The organism is Streptomyces sp. SID14478, from assembly GCF_010548525.1.
In the GTDB taxonomy this organism is placed as follows: Bacteria; Actinomycetota; Actinomycetes; order Streptomycetales; family Streptomycetaceae; genus Streptomyces.
On sequence record NZ_JAAGMG010000872.1, the window covers coordinates 1 to 22,340 of the forward strand.

Annotated in this window: 24 protein-coding genes, 1 tRNA gene and 1 pseudogene; 14 read left to right on the forward strand and 12 right to left on the reverse strand. The window is 69.1% G+C overall.

Features of this window, described 5'->3' with window-relative positions; genetic code table 11:
* The 3 genes from G3I40_RS28260 to G3I40_RS28270 all read right to left on the reverse strand — a co-directional run.
* The coding region (locus G3I40_RS28260) for an alpha-amylase family glycosyl hydrolase (RefSeq protein ID WP_239091984.1) at nt 1-689 on the reverse strand (689 nt) is incomplete at its 3' end.
* Between the two features lie 57 nt (nt 690-746).
* A complete protein-coding gene (locus G3I40_RS28265) occupies nt 747-2,732 on the reverse strand; it encodes an alpha-1,4-glucan--maltose-1-phosphate maltosyltransferase (RefSeq protein WP_164305225.1) in 1,986 nt (661 codons plus the stop codon).
* A gap of 28 nt (nt 2,733-2,760) precedes the next feature.
* Nucleotides 2,761-3,000, reverse strand: a complete 240-nt coding sequence (locus tag G3I40_RS28270) for a DUF5133 domain-containing protein (RefSeq protein ID WP_164305226.1) — start codon at nt 2,998-3,000, stop codon at nt 2,761-2,763.
* Nucleotides 3,001-3,283: 283 nt separating this feature from the next.
* Here G3I40_RS28270 and G3I40_RS28275 point away from each other — a divergent pair, with 283 nt between their 5' ends.
* Together G3I40_RS28275 and glgX are read left to right on the forward strand one after the other, a co-directional pair.
* Nucleotides 3,284-3,775 (forward strand): pep a2, encoded by a 492-nt coding sequence (locus G3I40_RS28275; RefSeq protein ID WP_164305228.1) that lies wholly within the window; start codon nt 3,284-3,286, stop codon nt 3,773-3,775.
* Nucleotides 3,772-5,883 (forward strand): glycogen debranching protein GlgX, encoded by a 2,112-nt coding sequence (gene glgX / locus G3I40_RS28280; RefSeq protein ID WP_343245040.1) that lies wholly within the window; start codon nt 3,772-3,774, stop codon nt 5,881-5,883. Before G3I40_RS28275 ends, glgX begins: the two co-directional genes overlap by 4 nt.
* A 54-nt stretch (nt 5,884-5,937) precedes the next feature.
* On the opposite strand, the gene G3I40_RS28285 is transcribed toward glgX, so the two are convergent.
* Both G3I40_RS28285 and G3I40_RS28290 read right to left on the reverse strand, forming a co-directional pair.
* Entirely contained in the window at nt 5,938-6,363 is a 426-nt protein-coding gene (locus G3I40_RS28285; RefSeq protein ID WP_164305230.1) for a DUF6221 family protein, read from the reverse strand.
* 739 nt (nt 6,364-7,102) lie between these two features.
* Nucleotides 7,103-7,711, reverse strand: coding sequence for a TetR/AcrR family transcriptional regulator (locus G3I40_RS28290; protein ID WP_343245041.1), 609 nt, complete (start codon nt 7,709-7,711; stop codon nt 7,103-7,105).
* A gap of 46 nt (nt 7,712-7,757) precedes the next feature.
* On the opposite strand from G3I40_RS28290, the gene G3I40_RS28295 reads away from it, so the two are divergent.
* The 3 genes from G3I40_RS28295 to G3I40_RS28305 all read left to right on the forward strand — a co-directional run bounded on the left by G3I40_RS28295 (nt 7,758) and on the right by G3I40_RS28305 (nt 8,832).
* Nucleotides 7,758-8,222, forward strand: a complete 465-nt coding sequence (locus tag G3I40_RS28295) for an SRPBCC family protein (protein ID WP_164305234.1) — start codon at nt 7,758-7,760, stop codon at nt 8,220-8,222.
* 152 nt (nt 8,223-8,374) lie between these two features.
* Complete coding sequence (locus G3I40_RS28300) at nt 8,375-8,587, forward strand: hypothetical protein (protein WP_164305236.1); 213 nt, start codon at nt 8,375-8,377, stop codon at nt 8,585-8,587.
* Entirely contained in the window at nt 8,584-8,832 is a 249-nt protein-coding gene (locus G3I40_RS28305; RefSeq protein WP_164305238.1) for a hypothetical protein, read from the forward strand. Before G3I40_RS28300 ends, G3I40_RS28305 begins: the two co-directional genes overlap by 4 nt.
* An 84-nt stretch (nt 8,833-8,916) precedes the next feature.
* Here G3I40_RS28305 and G3I40_RS28310 read toward each other — a convergent pair whose 3' ends face one another.
* A complete protein-coding gene (locus G3I40_RS28310; protein WP_164305240.1) occupies nt 8,917-9,633 on the reverse strand; it encodes an MIP family channel protein in 717 nt (238 codons plus the stop codon).
* A gap of 279 nt (nt 9,634-9,912) precedes the next feature.
* On the opposite strand from G3I40_RS28310, the gene G3I40_RS28315 reads away from it, so the two are divergent.
* The gene (locus tag G3I40_RS28315) at nt 9,913-10,281 is read left to right on the forward strand and encodes a hypothetical protein (RefSeq protein ID WP_164305242.1); all 369 of its coding nucleotides are present in this window, start codon (nt 9,913-9,915) and stop codon (nt 10,279-10,281) included.
* Between the two features lie 165 nt (nt 10,282-10,446).
* Here G3I40_RS28315 and G3I40_RS28320 read toward each other — a convergent pair whose 3' ends face one another.
* On the reverse strand, nt 10,447-10,881 hold the full coding sequence (locus G3I40_RS28320; RefSeq protein WP_164305244.1) for an Rrf2 family transcriptional regulator: 435 nt from the start codon (nt 10,879-10,881) through the stop codon (nt 10,447-10,449).
* Between the two features lie 133 nt (nt 10,882-11,014).
* Here G3I40_RS28320 and G3I40_RS28325 point away from each other — a divergent pair, with 133 nt between their 5' ends.
* From G3I40_RS28325 to G3I40_RS28335, 3 genes are all read left to right on the forward strand, one after another.
* The gene (locus G3I40_RS28325) at nt 11,015-11,770 is read left to right on the forward strand and encodes an SDR family oxidoreductase (protein ID WP_164305246.1); all 756 of its coding nucleotides are present in this window, start codon (nt 11,015-11,017) and stop codon (nt 11,768-11,770) included.
* 233 nt (nt 11,771-12,003) lie between these two features.
* Nucleotides 12,004-12,609, forward strand: a complete 606-nt coding sequence (locus tag G3I40_RS28330; RefSeq protein WP_239091985.1) for a hypothetical protein — start codon at nt 12,004-12,006, stop codon at nt 12,607-12,609.
* A 355-nt stretch (nt 12,610-12,964) separates the two neighbouring features.
* Nucleotides 12,965-13,038, forward strand: a tRNA-Met gene (locus G3I40_RS28335).
* 216 nt (nt 13,039-13,254) lie between these two features.
* On the opposite strand, the gene G3I40_RS28340 is transcribed toward G3I40_RS28335, so the two are convergent.
* Together G3I40_RS28340 and G3I40_RS46605 are read right to left on the reverse strand one after the other, a co-directional pair.
* Entirely contained in the window at nt 13,255-14,463 is a 1,209-nt protein-coding gene (locus tag G3I40_RS28340) for an MFS transporter (protein ID WP_164305248.1), read from the reverse strand.
* A 126-nt stretch (nt 14,464-14,589) separates the two neighbouring features.
* Complete coding sequence (locus tag G3I40_RS46605) at nt 14,590-14,754, reverse strand: hypothetical protein (RefSeq protein WP_203644915.1); 165 nt, start codon at nt 14,752-14,754, stop codon at nt 14,590-14,592.
* A gap of 239 nt (nt 14,755-14,993) precedes the next feature.
* Between G3I40_RS46605 and G3I40_RS28345 the strand changes: the two genes are divergently transcribed.
* Nucleotides 14,994-15,758, forward strand: a complete 765-nt coding sequence (locus G3I40_RS28345) for a hypothetical protein (protein ID WP_164305249.1) — start codon at nt 14,994-14,996, stop codon at nt 15,756-15,758.
* Nucleotides 15,759-16,343: 585 nt separating this feature from the next.
* Nucleotides 16,344-16,511 (forward strand): annotated as a pseudogene (locus G3I40_RS47415) (epoxide hydrolase N-terminal domain-containing protein); the annotation flags it as partial.
* Between the two features lie 403 nt (nt 16,512-16,914).
* Here G3I40_RS47415 and G3I40_RS28355 read toward each other — a convergent pair.
* On the reverse strand, nt 16,915-17,085 hold the full coding sequence (locus tag G3I40_RS28355) for a hydrophobic protein (protein ID WP_164305251.1): 171 nt from the start codon (nt 17,083-17,085) through the stop codon (nt 16,915-16,917).
* A gap of 245 nt (nt 17,086-17,330) precedes the next feature.
* Between G3I40_RS28355 and G3I40_RS28360 the strand changes: the two genes are divergently transcribed.
* Nucleotides 17,331-17,504, forward strand: a complete 174-nt coding sequence (locus G3I40_RS28360) for a CsbD family protein (RefSeq protein WP_164305252.1) — start codon at nt 17,331-17,333, stop codon at nt 17,502-17,504.
* Nucleotides 17,505-17,675: 171 nt separating this feature from the next.
* Nucleotides 17,676-18,230, forward strand: coding sequence for a hypothetical protein (locus tag G3I40_RS28365; RefSeq protein WP_164305253.1), 555 nt, complete (start codon nt 17,676-17,678; stop codon nt 18,228-18,230).
* A gap of 164 nt (nt 18,231-18,394) precedes the next feature.
* Here G3I40_RS28365 and G3I40_RS28370 read toward each other — a convergent pair whose 3' ends face one another.
* Nucleotides 18,395-19,102, reverse strand: coding sequence for a L,D-transpeptidase family protein (locus G3I40_RS28370; RefSeq protein WP_164305254.1), 708 nt, complete (start codon nt 19,100-19,102; stop codon nt 18,395-18,397).
* Nucleotides 19,103-19,364: 262 nt separating this feature from the next.
* Entirely contained in the window at nt 19,365-20,417 is a 1,053-nt protein-coding gene (locus G3I40_RS28375) for an alpha/beta fold hydrolase (protein WP_164305256.1), read from the reverse strand.
* A 567-nt stretch (nt 20,418-20,984) separates the two neighbouring features.
* Between G3I40_RS28375 and G3I40_RS28380 the strand changes: the two genes are divergently transcribed.
* A complete protein-coding gene (locus G3I40_RS28380) occupies nt 20,985-22,109 on the forward strand; it encodes an NADH:flavin oxidoreductase (protein WP_164305258.1) in 1,125 nt (374 codons plus the stop codon).
* Nucleotides 22,110-22,340: the final 231 nt, after the last annotated feature.

Here is a 22,340-nt window from a genome sequence, read left to right on the forward strand (position 1 = left end):
TCGCAGTTGGTGCCTTCCTCGGCGTAGAGGTAGGGCACGGCGTCGAGGCGGAAGCCGTCGATGCCCAGGTCGAGCCAGAAGCGCAGGGCGGCGAGGATCTCTTCCTGGACGGCGGGGTTCTCGTAGTTGAGGTCGGGCTGGTGGGAGAAGAAGCGGTGCCAGAAGTACTGTTTGCGGACGGGGTCGAAGGTCCAGTTGGAGGCTTCGGTGTCCACGAAGATGATGCGGGCGTCCTGGTACTGCTTGTCGTCGTCGGCCCAGACGTAGTAGTCGCCGTAGGGGCCGTCGGGGTCGGAGCGTGACTGTTGGAACCACTCGTGCTGGTCACTGGTGTGGTTCATGACGAAGTCGATGATGACGCGCATGCCCCGCTGGTGCGCGGCGTCGACGAACTCGACGAAGTCGGCCAGATCACCGAACTCCGGCAGTGCCGCGATGTAGTTGGCGACGTCGTAACCACCGTCGCGGAGTGGGGACTTGAAGAACGGAGGAAGCCAGAGCGCGTCGACGCCGAGCCACTGGAGGTAGTCGAGCTTCGCCGTGATCCCTTTGAGGTCGCCGATGCCGTCCCCGTTGCTGTCGTAGAAGGAACGAACGAGCACCTCGTAGAAGACGGCGCGCTTGAACCACTTCGGATCACGCTGTCCGGCCGTGCTGGACGGGATCAGCACCGGTTCTTCGACAGTCATGGGAGATCTCCCTCCGTTGCCGCGTCATGGCAGGTGTGGGCGGAGCGAACCGTTCGCTCACAGGACGGTGAAGATGTGGGCGGGGGACTCGCCCGGCACCAGACGGACGTAGTTGGCGGCGCCCCAGGTGTAGGTCGCGCCGGTCAGTTCGTCCCGAAGGCGCAGGGGTGCGCCGGGGGCCAGGTTCAGGTGCTCGCAGTCGAGCCGGACCGTCGCTTCCTGGGTGTGGTGCGGGTCGAGGTTCACCACGGTCAGGACGGTGTTCGCCGCTCTGCGTTTCGAGTACACGATCACCGCGTCCTGGTCGGCGTGGTGGAAGTGCACGTTGCGCAGGTGGTGCAGGGCCGGGCTGCGCCGCCTGATGGCGTTGAGCTTCGTGATCAGCGGGGCGATCGTCCGTCCCTCGCGAGCGGCTGATTCCCAGTCCCGCGGCCGCAGTTCGTACTTCTCGGAGTGCAGGTACTCTTCGCTGCCGGACGGCCGCAGCGCGGTGTTCTCGCACAGCTCGTAGCCGCTGTAGACGCCCCAGCTCGGTGACAGCGTCGCGGCCAGCACCGCACGCAGCTCGAAGGCCGGGCGGCCGCCGTTCTGCAGGAACTCGGGCAGGATGTCAGGTGTGTTCACGAAGAAGTTGGGCCGCAGCACTGCCGCCGTGTCGTGAGCCAACTCGTTGACGTAGTCGGTGAGTTCACGCTTGGTGTTGCGCCAGGTGAAGTACGTGTACGACTGCTGGAAGCCGCTGCGGGCCAGCGCGCGCATCATCGCGGGGCGGGTGAACGCCTCGGCCAGGAAGATCACGTCGGGGTCGGTGCCGTTGACGTCGGCGATGACGTGCTCCCAGAACACCACCGGTTTGGTGTGCGGGTTGTCGACGCGGAAGATGCGCACGCCGTGCGCCATCCAGTGGCGCAGGATCCGCGTCGTCTCGGCGATCAGGCCCGGCATGTCCCGGTCGAAGGCGATCGGGTAGATGTCCTGGTACTTCTTCGGCGGGTTCTCCGCGTACGCGATCGAGCCGTCCGGGCGCTGGCGGAACCACTCCGGGTGCTTGTCGACCCACGGGTGGTCCGGCGAGCACTGCAAGGCGAAGTCCAGGGCCACTTCCAGGCCCGACTCCCGGGCCCGGGCGACGAAGGAGTCGAAGTCCTCCAGCGTCCCCAGATCGGGGTGCACCGCGTCGTGGCCGCCCTCCGGCGACCCGATCGCCCACGGCACCCCCACGTCGTGCGCACCGGCCGTCGGCGCGTTGTCCGGGCCCTTGCGGAACGTCGTCCCGATCGGGTGGATCGGCGGCAGGTACACGACGTCGAAGCCCATCTCCGCGATGGCCGGGAGCCGGCGGGCCGCCGTCCTGAAGGTCCCGCTCACCGCCGGTTTCCCCGGCTGCACCGACGCTCCTTCAGAGCGCGGAAAGAACTCGTACCAGGACCCGTACAAGGCCCTCTCGTGCTCCACCAGCAACGGCAGCACATCGCTCTGGGTCAGGCGCTCGCGCACGGGGTGGGCCTTGAGCAGCGCGCGGACCGCCGGGACGGTCGTCGCCGCAAGCCTGTCGCGGGCTTCGTGGCGGCCGTCGCACAACACGGTGAGAGCGCTCCGCAGCACAGCCTGCTGTGCGGTGCCGTCGGGCATACCGAGCAGGACCCGCTCCAGCAGGAGCGCCCCTTCCTCGAGCGTGAGATCCGTGTCCGTGCCCGCTTCCACCTTGAGCGCGGCATCCCGTTGCCATGTGGCCACGGGATCGCACCAGGCCTGGACGCAGAAGTTCCACCTGCCGACCGCGGACGGGGTGACCTGCGCGCTCCAGAGGTCCTCTCCCGGCTTCAGCTCGCGCATCGCGCGGCTGTCGACGGTGGAGCCGTCGGTCTCCCGCAGGACGGCCCGGGCCCGGACGACCGAGGATCCTTCGACGAAGATTGTCGCCGTGACCGGGAAGGGCTCACCGACCACGGCTTTGGCCGCCCCCGGACCGCCGTCGACGCGGGGTTCCACGCCTTCGATGGAAACGGGCACATGATGCGACACCGTCGTCATCGGACTCATCTCCTGTGCTGGGCTCGGCAGTTGAGGATCACACGGCACTGCTGGTCACGACCCGGGCGGGCCGCGGTCCGGCGCGCAGCCGGCGTTCCGCCGCCGCGGCCGCTTCCCGTCCGCAGCGTTCACCGGTTGCGGCGCACAGCGCGGCGACGGTGCTTTCGAACCGTGCGCGCACGGTCGCGTTCGTCGGAGCGGCGAGGAAACGCCGCTCCCAGTGGCGGTAGCACCGCAGGCACCGGTCGATCTCCTCACGGGTACGCAAGGCGTCCATGGCGTCCGAGGACCTCCTGGGCTCCGCGACGCCGGGCCCGGCAGGCCCGAATACCGTGCACGGAGAGAGAGCGGCCGGTCACACGAGGCAGCTCCTCCCTCATCGTGCGCGGCGAATCGCCATCCGTCCTGTTGAGCCGAATGCCACGCGAGCGTGGTCGTGTTGCACGAATGGAGTAGCGGGGTGAAGCTGATCTGTGACTCTCGAGCAAGCAGTGCTCACGTTCCGTGTGCACCACTCGTCGTGTCGACGGGCGTGAGCCCCGCGGTGAGGAGCAGGAACCATGAACCGGACAGTGCCCCGCTACTACCACGTGGAAGTGGATGCCGAGCCGGAGCGCATCGGGCAGGTGCAGCGCATCGTCGGCGCGCACCTGCGGTACTGGGGGCTGCAGACACTGGTGACGGCCGCGACCCGGGGAGTCGGGCTGTTGATGGAGGCCAACGAGGGCAAGGGCCCCGTGACGATCGAGACGTGGTGGACCGGCCAGCACCTGATCACCGCCGCCTCGCACCAGGACGCCGACGGAGCGCCGCGGCAGCCCGCCGCACTGACCTGCCTGAGCCGCATCGCCGCGCTCAGCGACGGCTGGGGAAGCCTGACCACGCACGCCCAGTGGATCGTCTGGTTCTCGCTGCGCAGCCGCAACAGCGTCCGCGAACCGCTGGCGCCGAAGCGACCCGCGCCGTTCGCGGGTGCCGCGCGGCAGCTTCCGCGGGCCATGGCACCGGCGAACGACATGGACGCGCCGCAGCCGGCCGGTGCGGCTTCGTGACGACACCCGTGCGTACAGGCCGCCCCTATCCGCTGGGGGCGGCCTACGACGGTCGCGGCACGAACTTCGCCTTGTTCAGCGCCGTGGCCGAGCGGGTCGATCTGGTCCTGGTCGATCCGGACGGCACGGAGCGCACGGTGACACTGCCCGAGGTCGACGGATTCGTCTGGCACGGCTACGTGCCGGACACCGGACCGGGACAGCGTTACGGGTTCCGGGTGCACGGCCCTTGGGAGCCGGCGTCCGGACACCGCTGCGACGCCTCGGCCTTCCTGCTCGATCCCTATGCGCGGGCGGTCCACCAACAGAGCGCGGCTGACGCCGGATTCGCGCAGGGCCTGTGCGGAGTCGTCGTCGACCCGGCCTTCGACTGGGAGGGCGACGAGTCGCCCCGGCACTCCTACACCGACTCCGTCATCTACGAAGCCCATGTCCGCGGACTGACACGGACGCACCCGGGCGTGCCCGAGAAACTGCGCGGCACGTACGCCGGCCTGGCGAGCGAGGCGGTCCTCGAGCATCTGACGTCCCTGAAGGTGACGGCGGTCGAGCTGATGCCGGTCCACCAGTTCGTCCAGGACGGATTTCTCCTGGACCGCGGGTTGTCCAACTATTGGGGCTACAACACGATCGGCTTCTTCGCGCCGCACGACGCCTACGCCGCCACCGGCACGCTGGGACAGCAGGTCGACGAGTTCAAGGGCATGGTCAAGGCCCTCCACGCCGCGGGTCTCGAAGTGATCCTCGACGTGGTCTACAACCACACGGCCGAGGGGAACGAGAAGGGGCCGGTGCTCTCCTTCCGCGGCATCGACAACGCGTCGTACTACCGGCTGTCCGACGAGGACTTCAGCCGCTACTACGACACCACGGGCACCGGGAACAGCCTGCTGATGCGGCACCCCAACGTCCTGCAGCTGATCATGGACTCGCTGCGCTACTGGGTCACCGAGTGCCACGTCGACGGGTTCCGCTTCGACCTCGCGGCCACCCTGGCACGGCAGTTCCACGAGGTCGACCGGCTCTCCGCGTTCTTCGACCTCATTCAGCAGGACCCCGTCATCAGCCGCGTGAAGCTGATCGCCGAACCGTGGGACGTCGGTGCGGGCGGCTACCAGGTGGGCAACTTCCCGCCGCTGTGGTCGGAGTGGAACGGCAAGTACCGCGACAGCGTGCGCGACCTCTGGTGCTCCCGAGAGCATTCACTGCCCGAGTTCGCCGCCCGCCTCACGGGCTCCGCGGACCTGTATCAGCACGACCGCCGCCGACCGCGCGCCAGCGTCAACTTCATCACCGCGCATGACGGGTTCACGCTGCGTGACCTGGTCTCGTACGACGCCAAGCACAACGACGCCAACGGCGAGAACAACGAGGACGGCGAGAGCAACAACCGGTCCTGGAACTGCGGCGTCGAAGGGCCCACCGACGCACCCGCCGTGCGCGCGCTGCGCTCCCGGCAACAGCGCAATTTCCTGGCGACCTTGATGCTGTCGCAAGGCATTCCCATGCTGAGCCACGGCGACGAACTCGGCCGCACCCAGAGCGGCAACAACAACGCTTACTGTCAGGACAACGAACTGGCCTGGGTCGACTGGCAGTTCGGCGAGGAGGAGTCGGCCCTGCTGGACTTCACCCGACGACTGGGCGAACTGCGCACGGCGCATCCCGTCCTGCGCCGACGCCGCTTCTTCGAAGGCGAGACGCGACGAGCGACCGGAGAACGGCCGGCGGATCTGGTGTGGATGCTGCCGGACGGCACGCAGATGACGGCCAAGGACTGGCGGTGGCCGGACGCGCATGCGCTGGCCGTCTTCCTGAACGGGGACGCGATCACGGAACCCGACCCCCTCGGAAACCCGGTCGTGGACGACTCCTTCCTCCTGCTCTTCAACTGCTACTGGGAGGACCTGGAGTTCCGGCTGCCCGACGCGACGTTCGGAGCGTGCTGGACGACACGGGTCGACACGGCGCTGCCGACGGGCGAGCCCGAGGAGCTCGACGAGAAGGAACACAAGGCCGAGACCACGCTGCCGGTCACCTCACGCAGCCTCATCGTGCTGTCCCGGCCACCGCTGCGCGGCCCGGAGGGAGAACGGAGTCCGGCCTGAGCCCGGGTGCGTAATGCGGCGATGTACCGCCGATCCGGGAGGGGAACGCGAGTGTCACGGGCGCCACGACGTCAGGTAGCCAGGGCGGTCCGCGTAGGGGAGGGCGAGCAGATGCAGCACTTCGCGCAGGGCGTCACGCCTGTGCACGGCGGATGCGTGCTCCACCTCCGTCATGAACAGATCGCCGCTTCCGGCGGACAATGGCACGCGACGGTTCGTGCCGTCCTCCATCTCCTGGACGGTCCGGGCGTACGCGGCGAGCACCTGCCGCTTGGCGTCGATCTCCCGCAGCGCCCGTGCCGGGGTCCCGCAGTCGCAGACAGCGCCAGGGGCATCGTGGAACATCGCCATGGTCGCCTTCACGGAGTCGAGGTCGCCCTGAAGATAGGCGTGGATGTCGCACTCAAGCGCGTGCCAACTGCTCGCCCGCCGTGCGTCTTCGTCGAGCTGTTCACCGAGCCACTGTGCGAGATCACCCATGGCAGTTCCGTTCTTTGCGGGCGCGGGTAGCGCCGTTGGTGTCTCGGCAGAGGGCGCGGACGGCTCGCGCGTTCAGACGCGCCTCCATGCGGATCGAGCGGAAGCCCTGGGCAGGGCGTTGCGGTGCCTCTCCCCGTCGGTGGCCATGAACGGCATAGTCCCACGCGCACCGCCCGCCTTCCAGACGGACTCAGTTCGGGGGCGCGCTCTCAACTGCCGCAGCAGGGTGGGACTAGCGTCGCCGGGCGATGGCGATGAGCACCACGGCGAACGCCATGATGACCACGAGCCAGCCCCACATCGGCATGTCCCGGTAGGCCAGCCTTCCGTACACAGCGATGATCATGGCTTCCTCCCTGCGCTCACCGCACAGGTGCCCGGCCGCGAGATCGACATGCCGTGGTGGAGTCGCGCTCATATACGGCTCCTCCGCGGGTAGCCGGTCGGCATGAGGACGGTCGAGGCAACTGGCGTATGGGTCGCGGTTGGGCTGTTCTGGGGTGCCCTCGTGTGGGCGGCGACCGATCTGCCGTGGTCGGTGACCGTGGGCTCGGGAGCGGCTTGGGGCGTGGTGTCCGGGCTGGTCTTCTGCGTGTGGGTGCGCCTTCGGGCCGACCGCCGGTAGCGGGTGTGCCTGCTGAACTGCCCTGTTCCGCAGCTCAGTTCGGTAAGTGAGGCGGCCCCTGGACGCAGGAGTGAGCACGGCGAATGGCTGCGGCTGGCCGCTGTACCGGCGTCATTACTGCGAGGGGTAGTACAGCCGCAGGAACTCCTCCATCGCCGCGTCGACCCCGGCCCGGTCGCCGGTGGCGAGCAGGTCCAGGAGCAGGCCGCGAACGGTGGCAAGCCCCAGTCTGGCTCGGCTCGGGGCCACGGCGGGATCCGTTCCCGCGGCCACCTCGGCGGCCACGAGTGGTCCCAGCCAGTCCGTCACGATCCTTTCGAGTACGGGTGTCGCCTCCGGCCTGCCGCGCATTCCCTGCGCACAGATCTCAAAGAAAAGGCGTTCCTGGTCTGCCAGTTGAGGGTCCGTCAACTGTGCCCAGAGGCGACGCGAGACGTCGGCGGGAGAGAGGTCCGGATCCCATCGGAGCCGGGACAGATGATCGCGCTGGCGCTGTTCCGACGTCTTGACGATCTCCACGAGCAACTGCTCCTTGGAGCCGAAGTGATGGATCAGCATGCGATGGCTGACGCCGATCGCGGCGCCCAGGCGGCGCAGGCTCAGGTCGCCGATGCCGTGTGCGGCGACGTAGTCGACCGCCGCGTCGAGGAGTTGGGCCGGTCGCTCGCCGACGCCCGCGGGGGTGGTCTCGCGCGTCGGGTGCACGTCGTCTGGAGTAGCCACCTCGCGAGTGTACCAAGCGGTACATCCTTCATGTACCGTGTGGTACATGAAGGATGTCAGTGTGTCGATCGATGTCCCCCACGAGGCCGAGCAGGTCTACGACTTCCTCGATGTCATGGCTCACCACGAGAAGTTCACTGATCACTACCTCACCAACTGGCGCTGCAGCGGCCCTGATCGCGGCATCGGTGCCGCTGCCACGGTCACCGCCGCGTTGGGTGGCACCAAGACCGACGTCGCGATCGAGGTCGTCGAGGCCGAGGCGCCGCATCGCCTGGTCGAGCGCAACGTCAGCGCGGGCGGCCGGCGTCTGGCACACGGCACCTATGTCGTCGACCGCTTGCGCGGCGGAGGCAGCCGCGTCTCGTTCACGTACGCCTGGGAGCTGGCCCCGTTCGCCGATCGGCTCCTGGCCCCCGTCGTCCGGGCCACGATGCGACGTGCCAACCGCAGGGTGTTGACGAGACTGGCGGCCGAGTTGGCCCGGTCCGAACACCCCCTCCCACCGTGAGCCGAGAAGGGATCGTCGGGGCGAGGCGGCGTGATGGAGGGGCGGGTGTGGTCACGGGAGTTGACGCCGGACCGGGTTGTCTCCGAGAGCCCCTTGGCTCGCCTCCATCGGGTTGGTCATCCCGGTCAGCCATTCTGTGGAAGGCTCACGGCATGGACAGTGCCAAACTCGAACTCGCCGCCATCCGCTACCGCGAAGCCGAAGCGGCCCTCGACGCCGCCCGCGCCGACGTCCAAGCCGAGGCGCTCGCCTTCCTGCGCGACACCGACGAGAGCGGGGCGCAAGCGGAGGTGGCACGGATTACCGGCTGGACCGGAACGCATTTGCGCCGACTGGCCAAGAAGGCTGAGGAGGCTGCCCCTTGAGCATCTGGTTGAGGCTTCCGGGCCCCGACATACTCGCCCTGGACGGCGCCGACGACGCAGCCAATTACCACGCCGCGGGTGAGCCCGTGATCAACATAGACGTGGCCACCAACGGCTTTCACGATCACATCCGGCTCGCGCTGTTCGACGGGGGAGCCGATGCCGAAGCGCTGCTCTCCCCGGCCGCCGCGCGCCTCCTGCGCGATCGGCTGACCGCCGCGCTCGGCGACGAACCCACCGCATGAATACGGCCGGCCCCGCCCAGGACGATCGGGCGAGGCCGGCAAGACTTCCGCTGAGGCGAGGCGGTCCTGCGTTCGCGGGGCGGTTCAGGCCGCCGAGACCTGGTCCGCGATGTTGCGGTCCTCCCCGGACGGATGCGTCACGAGGTGGACCATCGCCGCGATCACGCCGCCGACGAGCGGCGCCACGATGAACAGCCACAGCTGCGACAGTGCGGGGCCGCCGGCGAACAGGGCCGGGCCCAGGCTGCGCGCGGGGTTGACGGAGGTGCCGGTGAGCGGGATGCCGACCAGGTGGATGACGGCGAGCGCGATGCCGATGGGCAGGCCGTCGAAGCCGGTGACCGCGACGCGGTGCGTGACACCGAGGACCACGAACACGAGCAGGAAAGTGAGCACGACCTCGGCGAGGAAGGCTCCGCCCGTGTTGATGTGGACGGCGGAGCGGTCGCCGTAACCGTTGGTCCCGAAGGCGCCGTGGGTCTTGATGCCGGGTACCTGCTTGGCGAGCAGGAACAGCAGAGCCGCTCCCGCGATACCGCCGACGAACTGCGCGATCCAGTACGACACGGCAGTCTTGACGTCGATGCGGCGCGCACAGAGCATGCCGAGGGTGACGGCCGGGTTCACATGGCAACCGGAGATCGGGCCCAGTGCGTACGCCAGGGCGAGCAGGGTGAAACCGAAGGCAAGGGCGATGCCCAGGGTGCCGATGAATTCGACTCCCAGGACTGCTGATCCGACGGCGAAGAAGACGAGCAGCAACGTTCCGAGGAACTCGGACACCAGGGCGCGTGTCTGCATCCTTACCACCTCGCACGTGAGACTGAGTGTGGGATCAGTTCAGTCGGGTGAGGGGGGACGTGCCCGCTGGGAGCAACCTGACTGGGCCGGAAGGGTGAATCTTCGCCTCTGCGGTTGACCACTGGGTGCGGGAGTGGGTGGGGCGTTGACCGTGTCTGCGAGCTGAGGCGGTACCTGGTGTCACCGGCGCCGATCAGCGTCCACGGGAAATCCTCGGTCGGCGGTCGATTTGGACGGTTCCCGGGGCCGAAGCGGGCATCGGGCGCGCAGAATGACGTCATGTCAAAGCTGTGGGTGCGGTCTGACCGTCGTTCCTCCTCGGGCTCGGTGCTCTCCCTGTGGTCGCAGGACTCCGTGTTGTCGATCGGCTCCGTCGGCTCGGTGCTCTCCCTCGGATCCGTCGGATCGGCCCTGTCCGTCGGCTCGATCGGAAGTGCCCTTTCGGTGGGCTCGATCGGTTCCTCCTTGTCCCTGATCTCGACCGGGTCGTGGCTGAGTACGGGATCCCTGTTCTCGGCGCAGTCGCGTTGGTCGGTGCTGTCCTGGCGCTCCTCCCGCGGGTTCCTGGCCGCGGGGGCGGCAGTGGCTGCGGCGGGAGGCGTCGTGGTGGTGGCGGAGGTCCTGCAGGCGGGCCGCCGACTCGCGTAGGGACGAGGTGCCAGATGGGCCGTGGTGCGGCGTCCGGGCTGAGCCCGCACCAACGGCCACCGGGGTCACGCGCCGAGCGGTCGAGCCCGGAATGCGTGCGCGCGCACCGACTCCCTCGCCCCGAGGATCGCGCGCTGATTCCGCGCACTGAGCGGTCGGCCGAGGTCAGCGCGGTGCCGCAAGCACGTCCTGGAGTACGTGCGCGAGCGTGACGCGGGCGAGCTCGCTTCGCAGGGTCTTCTCGATGCCGTCGTAGACGTCCTGCATCGCGGGCTGGATGCCGTGGCCCACCACGCATTCCTGGTCCGGGGTGGTGCGGTGCATCGCGAACAGCGGCCCGGATTCCACGGCCTCGTACACGTCGAGCAGGGTCATCGACTCCAGGTCGCGCCCCAGCGACCAGCCCGCACCCATGCCTCGGCGAGACTCCACGAGCCCGGCTCTGCGCAGGTCGCCGAGCAGTCGCCTGATCACCACGGGGTTGGTGTTCGCGCTGGTCGCGATCTGCTCGGAGGTGGCGACCTCGTGGCCCTGGCGCTGGTAGAGGCCGATCCAGGCCAGCGCGTGGGCGGCAATGGTCAACCTGCTGTTGGCACTCATGCACCCTCCTGCTTCTGTCTGCCGCAACGCTTTAGGTTACGACGGAACTGTCGTAACAGGCATGGTTGCAACTGACTGTCGTAACAATTAACGTTGCGACGGTCGGAATGTCTCGATCAGCGAGGTGGGAAACATGAGCAAGTCACTCACGGGCAAGGTCGCCCTGGTCACCGGAGGGTCGCGAGGGCTGGGAGCCGCGACCGTGCGTCTGCTGGCGGAGCAGGGCGCCGACGTCGCCTTCAGCTACGTGAGCTCCGAGAAGCAGGCGCAGGCGGTCGTCGACGAGGTGTCCGGCACGGGAGCGAAGGCCGTCGCCTTCAGGTCCGACCAGGCGGACACGGGTCGGGCGCCCGCGCTGATCGACGATGTGGTCGCACACTTCGGAGGCCTGGACATCCTCGTCAACAACGCGGCGATCTCCGTGGAACAGGGCCGCACGGTGGACGACCCGGACGTCGACACCGCCGCACTGGACCGGATGCACGCCACCAATTACCTCGGCGTGATCGCGGTCATCCGGGCGGCCTCCCGGGTGCTGCGCGCGGGAGGCCGCATCATCACGGTGAGTTCGGGGCTGGGCTCCCGGGTCGGCGCCCCCGGCCTTGCCGACTACGCGGCGACCAAGTCGGGGATCGAGCGGTACACCTTGGGGGTCGCACGGGACCTCGGACCGCGGGAGATCACCGCCAACGTCGTGGAGGCCGGACTGATGGAGGGCGGCATGGAAGGTCCGGGTCCCGAGACCCTCAGGGCCCTCATCGGTTCGCTGTCCCTGCAGCGTGTGGGTCGCCCCGAAGAGGTCGCCGCGGCGATCGGCTTTCTGGCGAGCCCCGCCGCGTCGTACGTCACGGGCGCGGTGCTGGATGCCCACGGCGGCTACAACGCCTGAGCCGCAACCCGGGTCGCCCCCGTCCTGAGGGCCCGGACCGAAACCGGCGGGCGTTCGCCGCCGCCCTCATGGCTTTGCGGTGGGCAACAGGCGGATCGCGGTCGTCACCGGCCCGATGCGTTGGTGCCACGGTGACAGGCCTGTGACAGAAACGAGGGCAACGGGTGCACGGGGCGGAGGGTCGTATGGGGTGAGTATCGACCTACATGCCTACACGACGGGGGATCACCGACATGAACACTCACCTGCGCAAGGGAACCTTGGCGCTGGCCGCGATGGCGGCCGTCGCGGGCGCCGCCGCCGCGACGACACCTGCGGCAGCCGCCACCGACCCGCAGTTCCTCGCAGCGTCCGAACTGCCGCCGCACCCGCATTCCGCATGGGTGGCGGGCCCGGTCACCGCCGGGCAGCCGGACCCGCTGCCGATGTGCGTGGGCGCGGCGCTGCCGTCGACGTCCGAGCACCGCGTCTTCCGCACCGACTACGACACGGCGGCGTTGCAGGTGACCGTGGTCGAGCGCAGCGTCCAGCGTGCGAAGGACTACGTGGCGTTGCTGCGCGAGGACATGTCGGGATGCCCGCATGAGCTCGTCACGCAGGACCCGGACGTGACGGCCACCGAGCGCTTCTACGGTCCGCTCGATGTCGGTGACGGAGCCGAGGTCTTCGGCATCAACACCACGACCACGTGGGGTGCCACCGACATCAACCTCTTCTCCATCGGCCGCGTGGGCAATGTCGTCACCGTCGTGCAGTGGGGCGAGATGGGCGACTTCACGAACGCACCGGTCGACGATTTCAAGCAGACGACGATCACGGCGGTGAACAAGCTGAGTTGACCGTCCGCATTCCGTACGGGGGCGCGGCGCGAGGGAAGCGCCGTGCCCCCGTGAGCGGGACCGGATCCGGAGCCGGGCCGGGGCCGGGAGGCAGAGCCGGACTCACCGCAGGCCGCACTGCCCCTACGTAGACGGATTGCCGGCGGTCCGGAGGAATCCCACCGGACCAGCCCGCGGACCGGACCAGCCCGCGGGCCGGTAAGACCTCCTGGAAGCCGATACGCGCCAAGCTGGAACCGGCCCGGTAAGGACTCTGATCCGCACGGCGTGCTGCCGAGAACTGGCCGAGGACTGCCGGTGCGCGCGGAAAGTGGTCTTCGGGGCCGCGGCGATGGCGTAGTGTTCATCTCACCGACGCGGGGTGGAGCAGCTCGGTAGCTCGCTGGGCTCATAACCCAGAGGTCGCAGGTTCAAATCCTGTCCCCGCTACTGCTCTTGAGGGCCCGGATCCTTTTGTGGATCCGGGCCCTCAAGCATTTGTGTCGACGGCTCGCACCGCAGTGGTTCGCCTGGGCCTTGTCCGGCCGTTCCTTGCCGCTGTGACCGCTGTGACCGCTGTGACCGCTGTGACCTCAGTGACCGACAGGTGTGCCGCGCTCGACGAGTGCCCTCAACATGCCCAGGCCCGGTGATCCGAACGCAGCCTCAGCGGCCGGTGGGGCGTTGGGCGGGGAAGGCGTGGGTGCGTGCGGCGAGCACGATGAGCAGTACGGGGGCCAGGAGGGCCAGCCCGGTCCACGGGAAGGCATCGGGGCCCAGTGTGCCGAGCAGGACACCACCGAGGGCGCCGCCGCCGGCTATGGAGGAGTTGCAGGTGGCGACGAACAGCGCCTGGCCCCGGTCACCCCCGGCGTCGGTGACGGCGGTCTGGAGCAGAGTGGCGACGCCGCCCCAGCCGAGTCCCCACAGGACCGTCGCCGCGTACACGGCAAACAGGCTGGTTGGCAGGACGGCGAGCAGGCCGCAGGCGGCGAGGAACAGCACCGCGCCGACGATCGTCAGGGTCCGCAGCCGGCGGTCGACCAGCGCGCCGGTGAGGAAGACGCTGACCATCGAGGCCGCGCCGAAGACGAGCAGGACGGTTTCGCGGGCACTGCTCATCGCGTGCGCGTCGAGGAACGTGGCGATGTAGGTGTAGAGGATGTTGTGGGCCAGTACATAGGCCACGGTCACCCCCAGAATGGCTGAGACGCCGGGCAGTCGCAGCGCCTGCAGGACCGGGCGACGATGCCCGGGGTTCTGTCCCGGTGCGTCGGGGACCGAGACCTTGATCCAGCCGAGCAGAGCCAGGGCGATCAGCGTGATGAGGGCGAACGTCGGCCTCCAGCCGACGAGGTGGCCGAGGAAGGTGCCCAGCGGGATGCCCAGGGACAGGGCGAGCGGAATGCCGGCCAGGGCGATGGCGATCGCCCTGCCCTGGAGTCGGGGCGGGGCCAAACGGCGTGCGTAGCCGACCAGTTCGGCCCAGACCGCGGCGGCGGCGATGCCGGCGAAGAGGCGGAAGACCAGGGTGAGGGGATAGCTGGCGGAAAGGGCCGTGACGGTGTTGGCGAGGGCGAAGGCCGCCACCGCCGTCAGCAGCAGTCGCTTGCGGTGCCAGGTGGCGGTGGCTTTGGCCAGGGGGATGGCGGCGAGGCCGGTGGCGATCGCGTAGACCGTGAGGGCCTGGCCCATCGCGGGTTCGCCGACCGCGAGGTCATGGGCCATCTCCGGCAGGACGCCTGCGGGCAGCGCTTCGGTGAGCAGGGTGAGAAAGGCAGCCATGGACAGGGCCAGCAGCGGGGACAGAGGCAGCTTCGGGCGGCCTGCCGTGGCAGCAGGGGCGACCGACGGCTCGGTCAGGGGCGTCGACATGCGGGGGCATCCGGAATCTTCGAGCGCGGCGAGGCCCAGCGGACAACCGCAGTGTCGGCTGAGCGCAGGGTGAAGGGCAGATGGGGCCGGGCACTCCGGGCGACAGGGCGGGGGAGCGAACTCCCCTCAGGCACCCTGCTCGGTGCGCGGCGGGCCCGGCCATCGCATCCCGTTGACCTGGCCACGCTCGGAGCCGATCACGTACCGCACCCGGCGGCCGTGCACGCGTCGCGCGGGCGCCCGGCAGCCGCGGGGACGGCAGCCAGGCGCGAGACGGACGGTGATCGGCATGGCGCAAGCGTAACCACGGCCCGTACGGCCGGGCCAGAACAAACGGCCTTACAAGCAGCCGCCACAGGTCCTCGAGCCCTGCCGCAAACGGCCATGATCCTCCGAGAGTCCAAGTCCGGTCGTGCATTCGTCCATGGCTCCTATGGCACAGGAGCCGTAGGAAGTTCGACGAGCGACGTCATGGCGTCTGTTCCGCAGGGCGGCCATGACACTCCCCCCACACAAAGGAGTACGAGGACATGCCGCGAGGATCGACATTTGGCAGAAGCGCCGTACTCGCCCTGGCAGCGGGGCTGTTGCTGGCCGTCGCGCCCGCGACGGCGAGCGCGTCTGTCGGCGGTGGGAACGTCCTGGTCAGCTGGTCAATCCCGGGAACCCCGTCGGAGGGCCTGACCAACATCACGTTCCCGATCACCGTCAACCCTGCCACGGCCCACCAGGCCGGAACCTACTTCGCCCAGCAGTACGACTTCGCCAACGCCATGGGCTACACGGGCCTGCAGCCCCGGGAGAACAACGGCAGCACCGAGCGCCTGTCCGCACGCTTCTCCACCTTCACCGCCGGTGCGAGCACCACCGACCCGCTCTGCGACGAGGGAGCGGACGGCGGCCCCGGTGTCACCTGCGCGGTGGACTTCGACGGGGTCTACGGCCACCGCTACGACATCAAGGTCGCCCGCACCGGCACCGAGACCTGGTCCGGTACGGCGACCGACACCGTCACCGGTGCCGCCACCCACCTCGGGACCTGGACGCTGCCCACGGGCAGCGGCAACCTCAAGGGCTCTCAGGTCGGCTTCGTCGAGTACTACGCAGGGGTTCCCAGCTGCGCCGAAATGCCGCGCACGGATGGCGTTTTCGGCGGTCCCACGTCCACCGACGCGGGCGGTCTGAGCGGTACGACCAGGGCCGAGTACGAGTACAGCAACTGCGTCGGAGAGGCCGGCTACCACGCGGAGGACGACGGATCGGGGGCCCACGTCACGCGCGGCTTCGTGTCCTGACCCCGGGCCGATCGGGGCGCGGTTCGACTCAGTCCGGAATGAGTCCGATGGCGGGGCGCGGACGCGTGTCAGGGCACGTCCGCGCCCCTCGCCCTTCCTGCCACCCCCGTGACGCGGCAGGGCCGGGACACGGTAGGCATAGACCAATCCGCGTGCACACCGGCGGGGTGCATTGGTCACAGAGTCTTTGCATACGGAGGGCCGCTCGACCTACGGGGGAGAAGGGCGAGCGGCCCATGTCCTTCACCGTAGGGGTAGGACGGCGGGTACGGCAGCCCCCCGACCGGGCGGTGGCCGGATCGGGCCCGTGCTGTCTCGGGCCCGGCACTTGCCGAGCTGAGGAGAGTGCCGAGGTGGCCGGGCCCGGGCGAGCGCACGAACGCGCTTCGTGTCTCCGCATCGTCGCATCCGGCGTTGACCATCAGGCGGCGCCAATGCAACGGCGGCGTCCCATCCGGGCGCGGCCCCCGGACCGGGGCGGACGGCGTGGCGCCACGCACCAACGACGACAACGAACCCACTGGGTTCTGCCGCCGGCCGGTGCGGAGAGGCCGCGGCAGGTTGTCGGGAACTTCGCCGGACTGCCGCGTGCACGCGTTCGTGGTGCGCTCGCCTCATAGGGACGCCACTCCGTTGCTGCTGTGCCACGGCTGGCCGGGTTCGGCGCTGGAGTTCCTCGGATGCCTGCCGGCGTTGACCGACCCCACCGCGCATGGCGGGCGTGCCGAGGACGCCTTCCATGTGGTGCTGCCGCGTCGGATGCGTACGGCTCGGACGCCGAGGTGTGGGGACGCAGGGTGGACGTCCCCCCCGGCATCGCGCTCTACCCGAGGGAGAAGACCCGGTCCCCACGCCGGCGGAGCGAACGCCAGTGAAACGTGGTGCATTGGGCGGAGCAGTCGCGCGGCGGCCACTTCGCGGCCTTCGAGCAGCCGCGCTGTGCCGCCTCCGACGTAAGGGACTTCGCCCGAAAGGTGCGTGACGCCCCTACCCGGCTGCCCTCTGTCCCTCCACGTATCGGCGTAAGTGGGCAGGAAAGCAGGGCGAGTTGTCCTCCGGGCCTCTATGGAGAGGCAGGCGTCCACCCACCCCTTGTGGTGCAGATATCCAGCCGCGTGACAGTGGTATCGGACACCGCTAAGTGATCAGGTGCGGGTCACCATCGGTACCAGCGGCCCTTGCGGCCACCGCTTGCAGCGGGCCGGATCACGAAGCCGAGCAGCCATACGACCAGCACGATGACCGCGATCCACCACAGAGCCTTGAGCGCGAAGCCCGCACCGAAGAGAATCAGAGCCAGAAGAAGAACCAGAATCAAGGGAAACATTGTTAAAACCTCCTGGCGATCTTGTGCTCTTAACCGGCACCTACAAACACGCAAAAAGCGTGTTTGTCTGCCGGGAGACCGGGAATTCGACCGCGCCGCGGGCTGCCCCCTCTCCTCTCATTTATGCAGGTGAAGGCCGGGAAAATGGTGTCGGTTCTTCGTGTGGTGGTCGTGTTTAGCGCAGCCCTGAGCGGCCAGTCGGAGGGTGCACACATGATGTCGATGCCAAGGGAGCGTGAGCGGATATGACCGCCAACGAGAAGGCCAAGGCGAAGACCGAGCAGACCGCCGGCGCCGCACAGGAAGCCGCCGGCCGCGCAGTCGGCAACGAGCGCCTCACCGCCAAGGGCCGCGCCCAGCAGATGAAGGGCGACGCTCGCCAGGCCAAGGAAAAGACCAAGGACATCGGCAAACACTGATACGCGTAGCTCGCAACGCACGTGGGGCGGCCCCGAGTGGGGGCCGCCCCACGTGCGTTGCAGTGCCGCACCACCGGGCCCGGGCCACCGGGCCGTTCGGCCGGCACGGCATCGGAGGCGCGGTCGCTTAACGGGTCGCCGTCGATATCCGACCGCTGGCACGCTGGCCCCATGGATCACGCGGAAGCACTGCTCATCGGAGGGCGTGCCGGAGTCGGCAAGACGACGGTGGGGTGGGAGGTCTCGGCGCTGCTGCGTGCGCAGGCGGTCGCACACGCGATCATCGACGGGGACTTCATGGGGCAGGTGCATCCGGCGCCCCCGGGAGACCCGCACCGTTGGGAGATCACCGAGAGCAACCTGACTGCCGTGTGGGCCAACTTCGCCGAGCGCGGTTACCGACACCTCGTCTACACGAACACCATGAGTGTCCTGCCGGAGGCGACGGGCATGTTCGAGCGTGCCTTGGGGGCCGGAGTGCGGATCACGCGCGTCCTGCTCACCGCCTCCGACGCCACTGCCCGGGCGCGGCTGGTGGGCCGGGAACTCGGCTCGGAGCTGGAGCACGAGGTGGAGGGAAGCGTCCGCAAGGCGCGGCTCCTGGACCAGCGGGTCTCCGCGGAGACCGTGCGCGTGGCGACGGACGAACGGTGCGTCGTCGACATCGCGCGGGAGGTGGTGGCCGCGACGGGGTGGGCCGGGCCGCACCTCGCGCGCGGAGACTGACGACCAGGGGCGTTCCGGTCGGGAGAGGCCGGCACACGCGGCGCAGCACGCCACGACGCGGACGCATCACGCGGGTCGGCATGGCCACTGCACCCGGTCCCGGCTGGTACGCGGCCCAGCCGGGACATCCGGCACACATGGTCCGCGCGACGTGCGCCGACGGCTCAGGTTCCGGGCTTGCGGCCGTAGACGAACACGTCGTCACCGGTCTTCAGGAGCGACCAGTACTTCTTCGCGGTGGAGGAGGTCATGTTGACGCAGCCGTGCGAGCCCGGCGGGTTCCACATGCTCACCCCCACGGAGTGGAAGGCCTCGCCGCCGTCGAAGAACTGGCTGTACGGCATCGGGACGTTGTAGATGCTGGACACGTGGTTGATGTGGCGCCAGTAGACCTTGTGCAGGCCGGTGCGCGTCTCGTACCCGTTGCGTCCGGTGCGCACGGGGACCGGGCCGTAGACCAGCTTCTTGCCGTCCTGGATCCAGCTGAGCTGGAGCGTGAGGTTCACACAGGCGATGCGGCCCTTGTTGACGGGGCACTTCCCGCTCTTGTTCGGCGTCCGGCCGACGGCCTTCTGCTTGTTCATGAGGTCCATGACGCCCCAGGTGACGGACCCGGCGTAGCCGATGTTCGGGGTGATGCCGTGCTTCGTCTGGAACGCCTTGATGGCCTTGCAGTCGGTGGCCGACTGCTTTCCGTCGACCGGACGGCCGAGGAACTTCTCCACCTGCTTCTGATGCGGCCCGACCTGGGTCGTGCAGCTGCCGGCCGCCTGCGCCGGAGTCGCGCCGAGCCCCAGGGCCAGCGGTGCGACCAGTCCGGCGATCACTATGAAGCCGACAGAAGCCACTCGTCGTCTGTTGTTGTCCCCCATGGCAGGTCCCTTCCTTGCTCCCTCGGCCGCACCGCCGGTCTCCCCTGCGGATGAGCGCGTCCAGGTCTCGATGCGGGTCTCGCCGAGGCCTTTCGCAGGTAGACAGCCGTTGGGGCGTGCGGGTTGTGCCGTTCCTCCGGCTGGAACAGAACGGTGACAAGTCCGCGGAACGGAAGGGGTGGGAGGCAACGGTGCAGGACCGTGTGCAGGACCGTGGCCCCGCCGTGCCACAGGCGGCGGGACCCGGACGGTGCTGTGGGCGTCAGCCGAGGAGACCTGCGGGAAGCACGGTGGTGCAGGGCGGTGGCGTGGCGTGGTGGGGGTCGAGGGCGTTGAGGACGAGGGCGTCGACCGTGGGGGAGTAGGGGCTGCGCAGATGCCCGGACTTGTCACTGGGGCAGACGTCCTGCAGCAGGATGTTGGTGAGGGGGCCGGACGCGGGAGGCACGATGCCGTCGGGGCCGGGGGTGGCCACGACGGTCGGCTCGCGTTCGGGATCGCGGTTGCCGCACAGCGTCTTCGGACGGCCGGCGTTGTCGTGCAGGAACTGGTTGGTGTGCGGTGTCACGACGGCGTCCTGGTCGGAAACGATGGTGGTGTAGCGCACGTCCGGTCGGATGTCGCCCCCGGCGTCCAGAGCCGCGTTCACCTCCGAACACGGGGTCTGGTCCTGGAGAGCCTGTGCGCCCGTCAGGGCGCTGGCCGGAGCGATGACGCCGATCCCGCGCAACAGGGTCACGAGGTCGGACAGGCTGGTGCCGTGGTTGCTGGGCGAGATGCCGATCAGCTGGTCCACCTTCTCCTGTCCGCCCAGGTACTTGAGGTACCAGCGAGGCATCACGCCTCCGCCCTGGGAGTAGCCGACGAGGTCCACGTTGGAGGTGCCGGTCGCATCGAGGACCTTGTCCACGAATGCGGACAGTTCCTGCGCGGAGTCCGGAACTGCGGCGAGCGCCTTGGCCGCGCCGGGCAGCACCACACCGTAGTCCAGGGCGAACACGCAGTACCCGGCGTCCTTGAGCAGCGGCGCGAGGCGGCCGAAGGACGACAGGCTGTCGGCGGCCGTGCCGTGCACGAGGACGACCGGTCGGGGATGCGCCGACGAAGGGCGGCAGGAGAAGTCGTTGACCCCCGCCGGATACGCCTGGGGCGCGGCGAGACTGTACGCGTAGGCCTGGGCGAACGTCTCGAATCGCGGGGTCGCGGAGACGGCAGGATCGGCCCGGGGAACCGGCGGCGGAGCGGCTACGGCGGGGCCGGCGCAGGCCAGGGCGAGGGCGCCGAGTGCGGCGGCGAGAAGGGAACGCGCACGCATGGGATCTCCTTGCGTCAGGGAGCTGGATGTCCCGAAATCGGTTCCCTGCGGTGCGTGCCGCCTCGCGATCGGCAGATCGATTCGCTCCTACGGCTCCATGGCTGAGGTAGAGCAGCGTCCAGTCATCAACGGTGGGGGCCCTCCACAAGTGGCCCTCCACAAGTGGCCCTCCGCAACGGGCTTGGACGTGCGGACGGTTGTGGTGGTCCGACCCACAGTTGAACCGCACCTGCGCACCATCCCGAGCCGCACCTGGTGGATCGGTGAGGGTGAGAGCCGCCTACGGCACATTGGCTCGGGCTGCTTCGACTCGGCGTGGTGGCGAGCTCCATCGCTTGCGATCTGCGCCGCGCCATGCCGACCTTGCGTCCACCGCCACGCTACGGGCGGGTCCAGGGCGAGGCGAGTCCGCTGGGCGTTGGCTGACGCGGGACGTCTGGCCGGTGGGTCCTTGGGAAAGGTTCGGCGGATGGGGAACAAGGTCCCCCTTCATGCAGTTACTTCAGAGGCTGTAACAATGCATGCACACATACCAGCGGTTAGCCCCACATTCTCCGAGGAGTCCATGTGACCGTCACGACGTCCGCCTCCCGCGCGGCCCGCCTCTTGTCCCGCCCGATCGCGCTGGGCGGCCTGACCGTCCCGAACCGGATCGTGATGGCGCCGATGACGCGCATGTTCTCGCCGGGCGGCATTCCCGGCGAGGACGTGCGCTCGTACTACGCGCGCCGCGCCGCCGCCGGAGTGGGCCTGATCGTCACCGAGGGGACGTACGTCGGTCACGACTCGGCCGGGCAGAGCGACCGCGTCCCGCGGTTCCACGGTGAGGAGCAGCTGGCCGGCTGGGCCAAGGTCGCCGAAGACGTGCACGCGGCCGGCGGCACCATCGTTCCGCAGCTGTGGCACATCGGCATGGTGCGCCAGCAGGGCGAGGCCCCCTATCCCGAGGCTCCCGCCGTCGGCCCCTCCGGACTGGTCACCGCCGGTGCCGAGCCCACCGGCAAGGCCATGACGCAGCGGGACCTGGACGAGGTCGTCGGCGCGTTCGCACAGGCTGCCGCGGACGCCGAGCGCATAGGTTTCGACGGCGTGGAGCTGCACGGGGCGCACGGTTACCTCCTCGACCAGTTCCTGTGGGACGGCACGAACCGGCGCACCGACGCCTACGGCGGTGACCCGGTGGCGCGCACGAAGTTCGCCGCGGAGATCGTCGCGGCGGTCCGTGAGAAGGTCTCGCCGGACTTCCCGATCCTGTTCCGCTACTCGCAGTGGAAGCAGCAGGACTACACCGCACGGCTCGCCGAGACCCCGGAGGAGCTGGAGGCCATCCTGAGTCCGCTCGCCGCGGCCGGCGTCGACGTGTTCCACGCGTCCACCCGCCGCTACTGGCTGCCGGAGTTCGAGGACTCGGACCTCAACCTGGCCGGCTGGACGAAGAAGCTCACCGGCAAGCAGGTCATCAGCGTCGGCTCGGTCGGCCTCGACGGCGACTTCGTGAAGGCCTTCCAGGGCGAGGGCTCGGCGGTCAAGAACATCGACAACCTTCTCGACCGCCTGGAGGACGAGGAGTTCGACATGGTCGCGGTCGGCCGCGCGCTGCTCCAGGACCCGGAGTGGGCGGCCAAGGTACTCGCCGACCGCTTCGACGAGCTGAAGCCGTACGACGCCGCGGCGCTCAAGACGCTCAGCTGAGCCGCCTGCCCGGTAGGTGAGGGAGTCCCGTTCGCTCAGGGGCGCGCGGTGCGTGAGGACGCACCGCGCGCCCCTTCTCGTCCCTGGGTCACCTGGCCCGTGCCCGACCGGACGGGCGAGACCCGCGTTCGCTGTGACGAGAGCGTGCCCTCCAACGCGCCTTGCGGGGAAGCTGGTTGGGCGCGTCGGGCTCTTGTGGGAGGTGTCCGCGTGCTCCGATCGCCGCAGCTT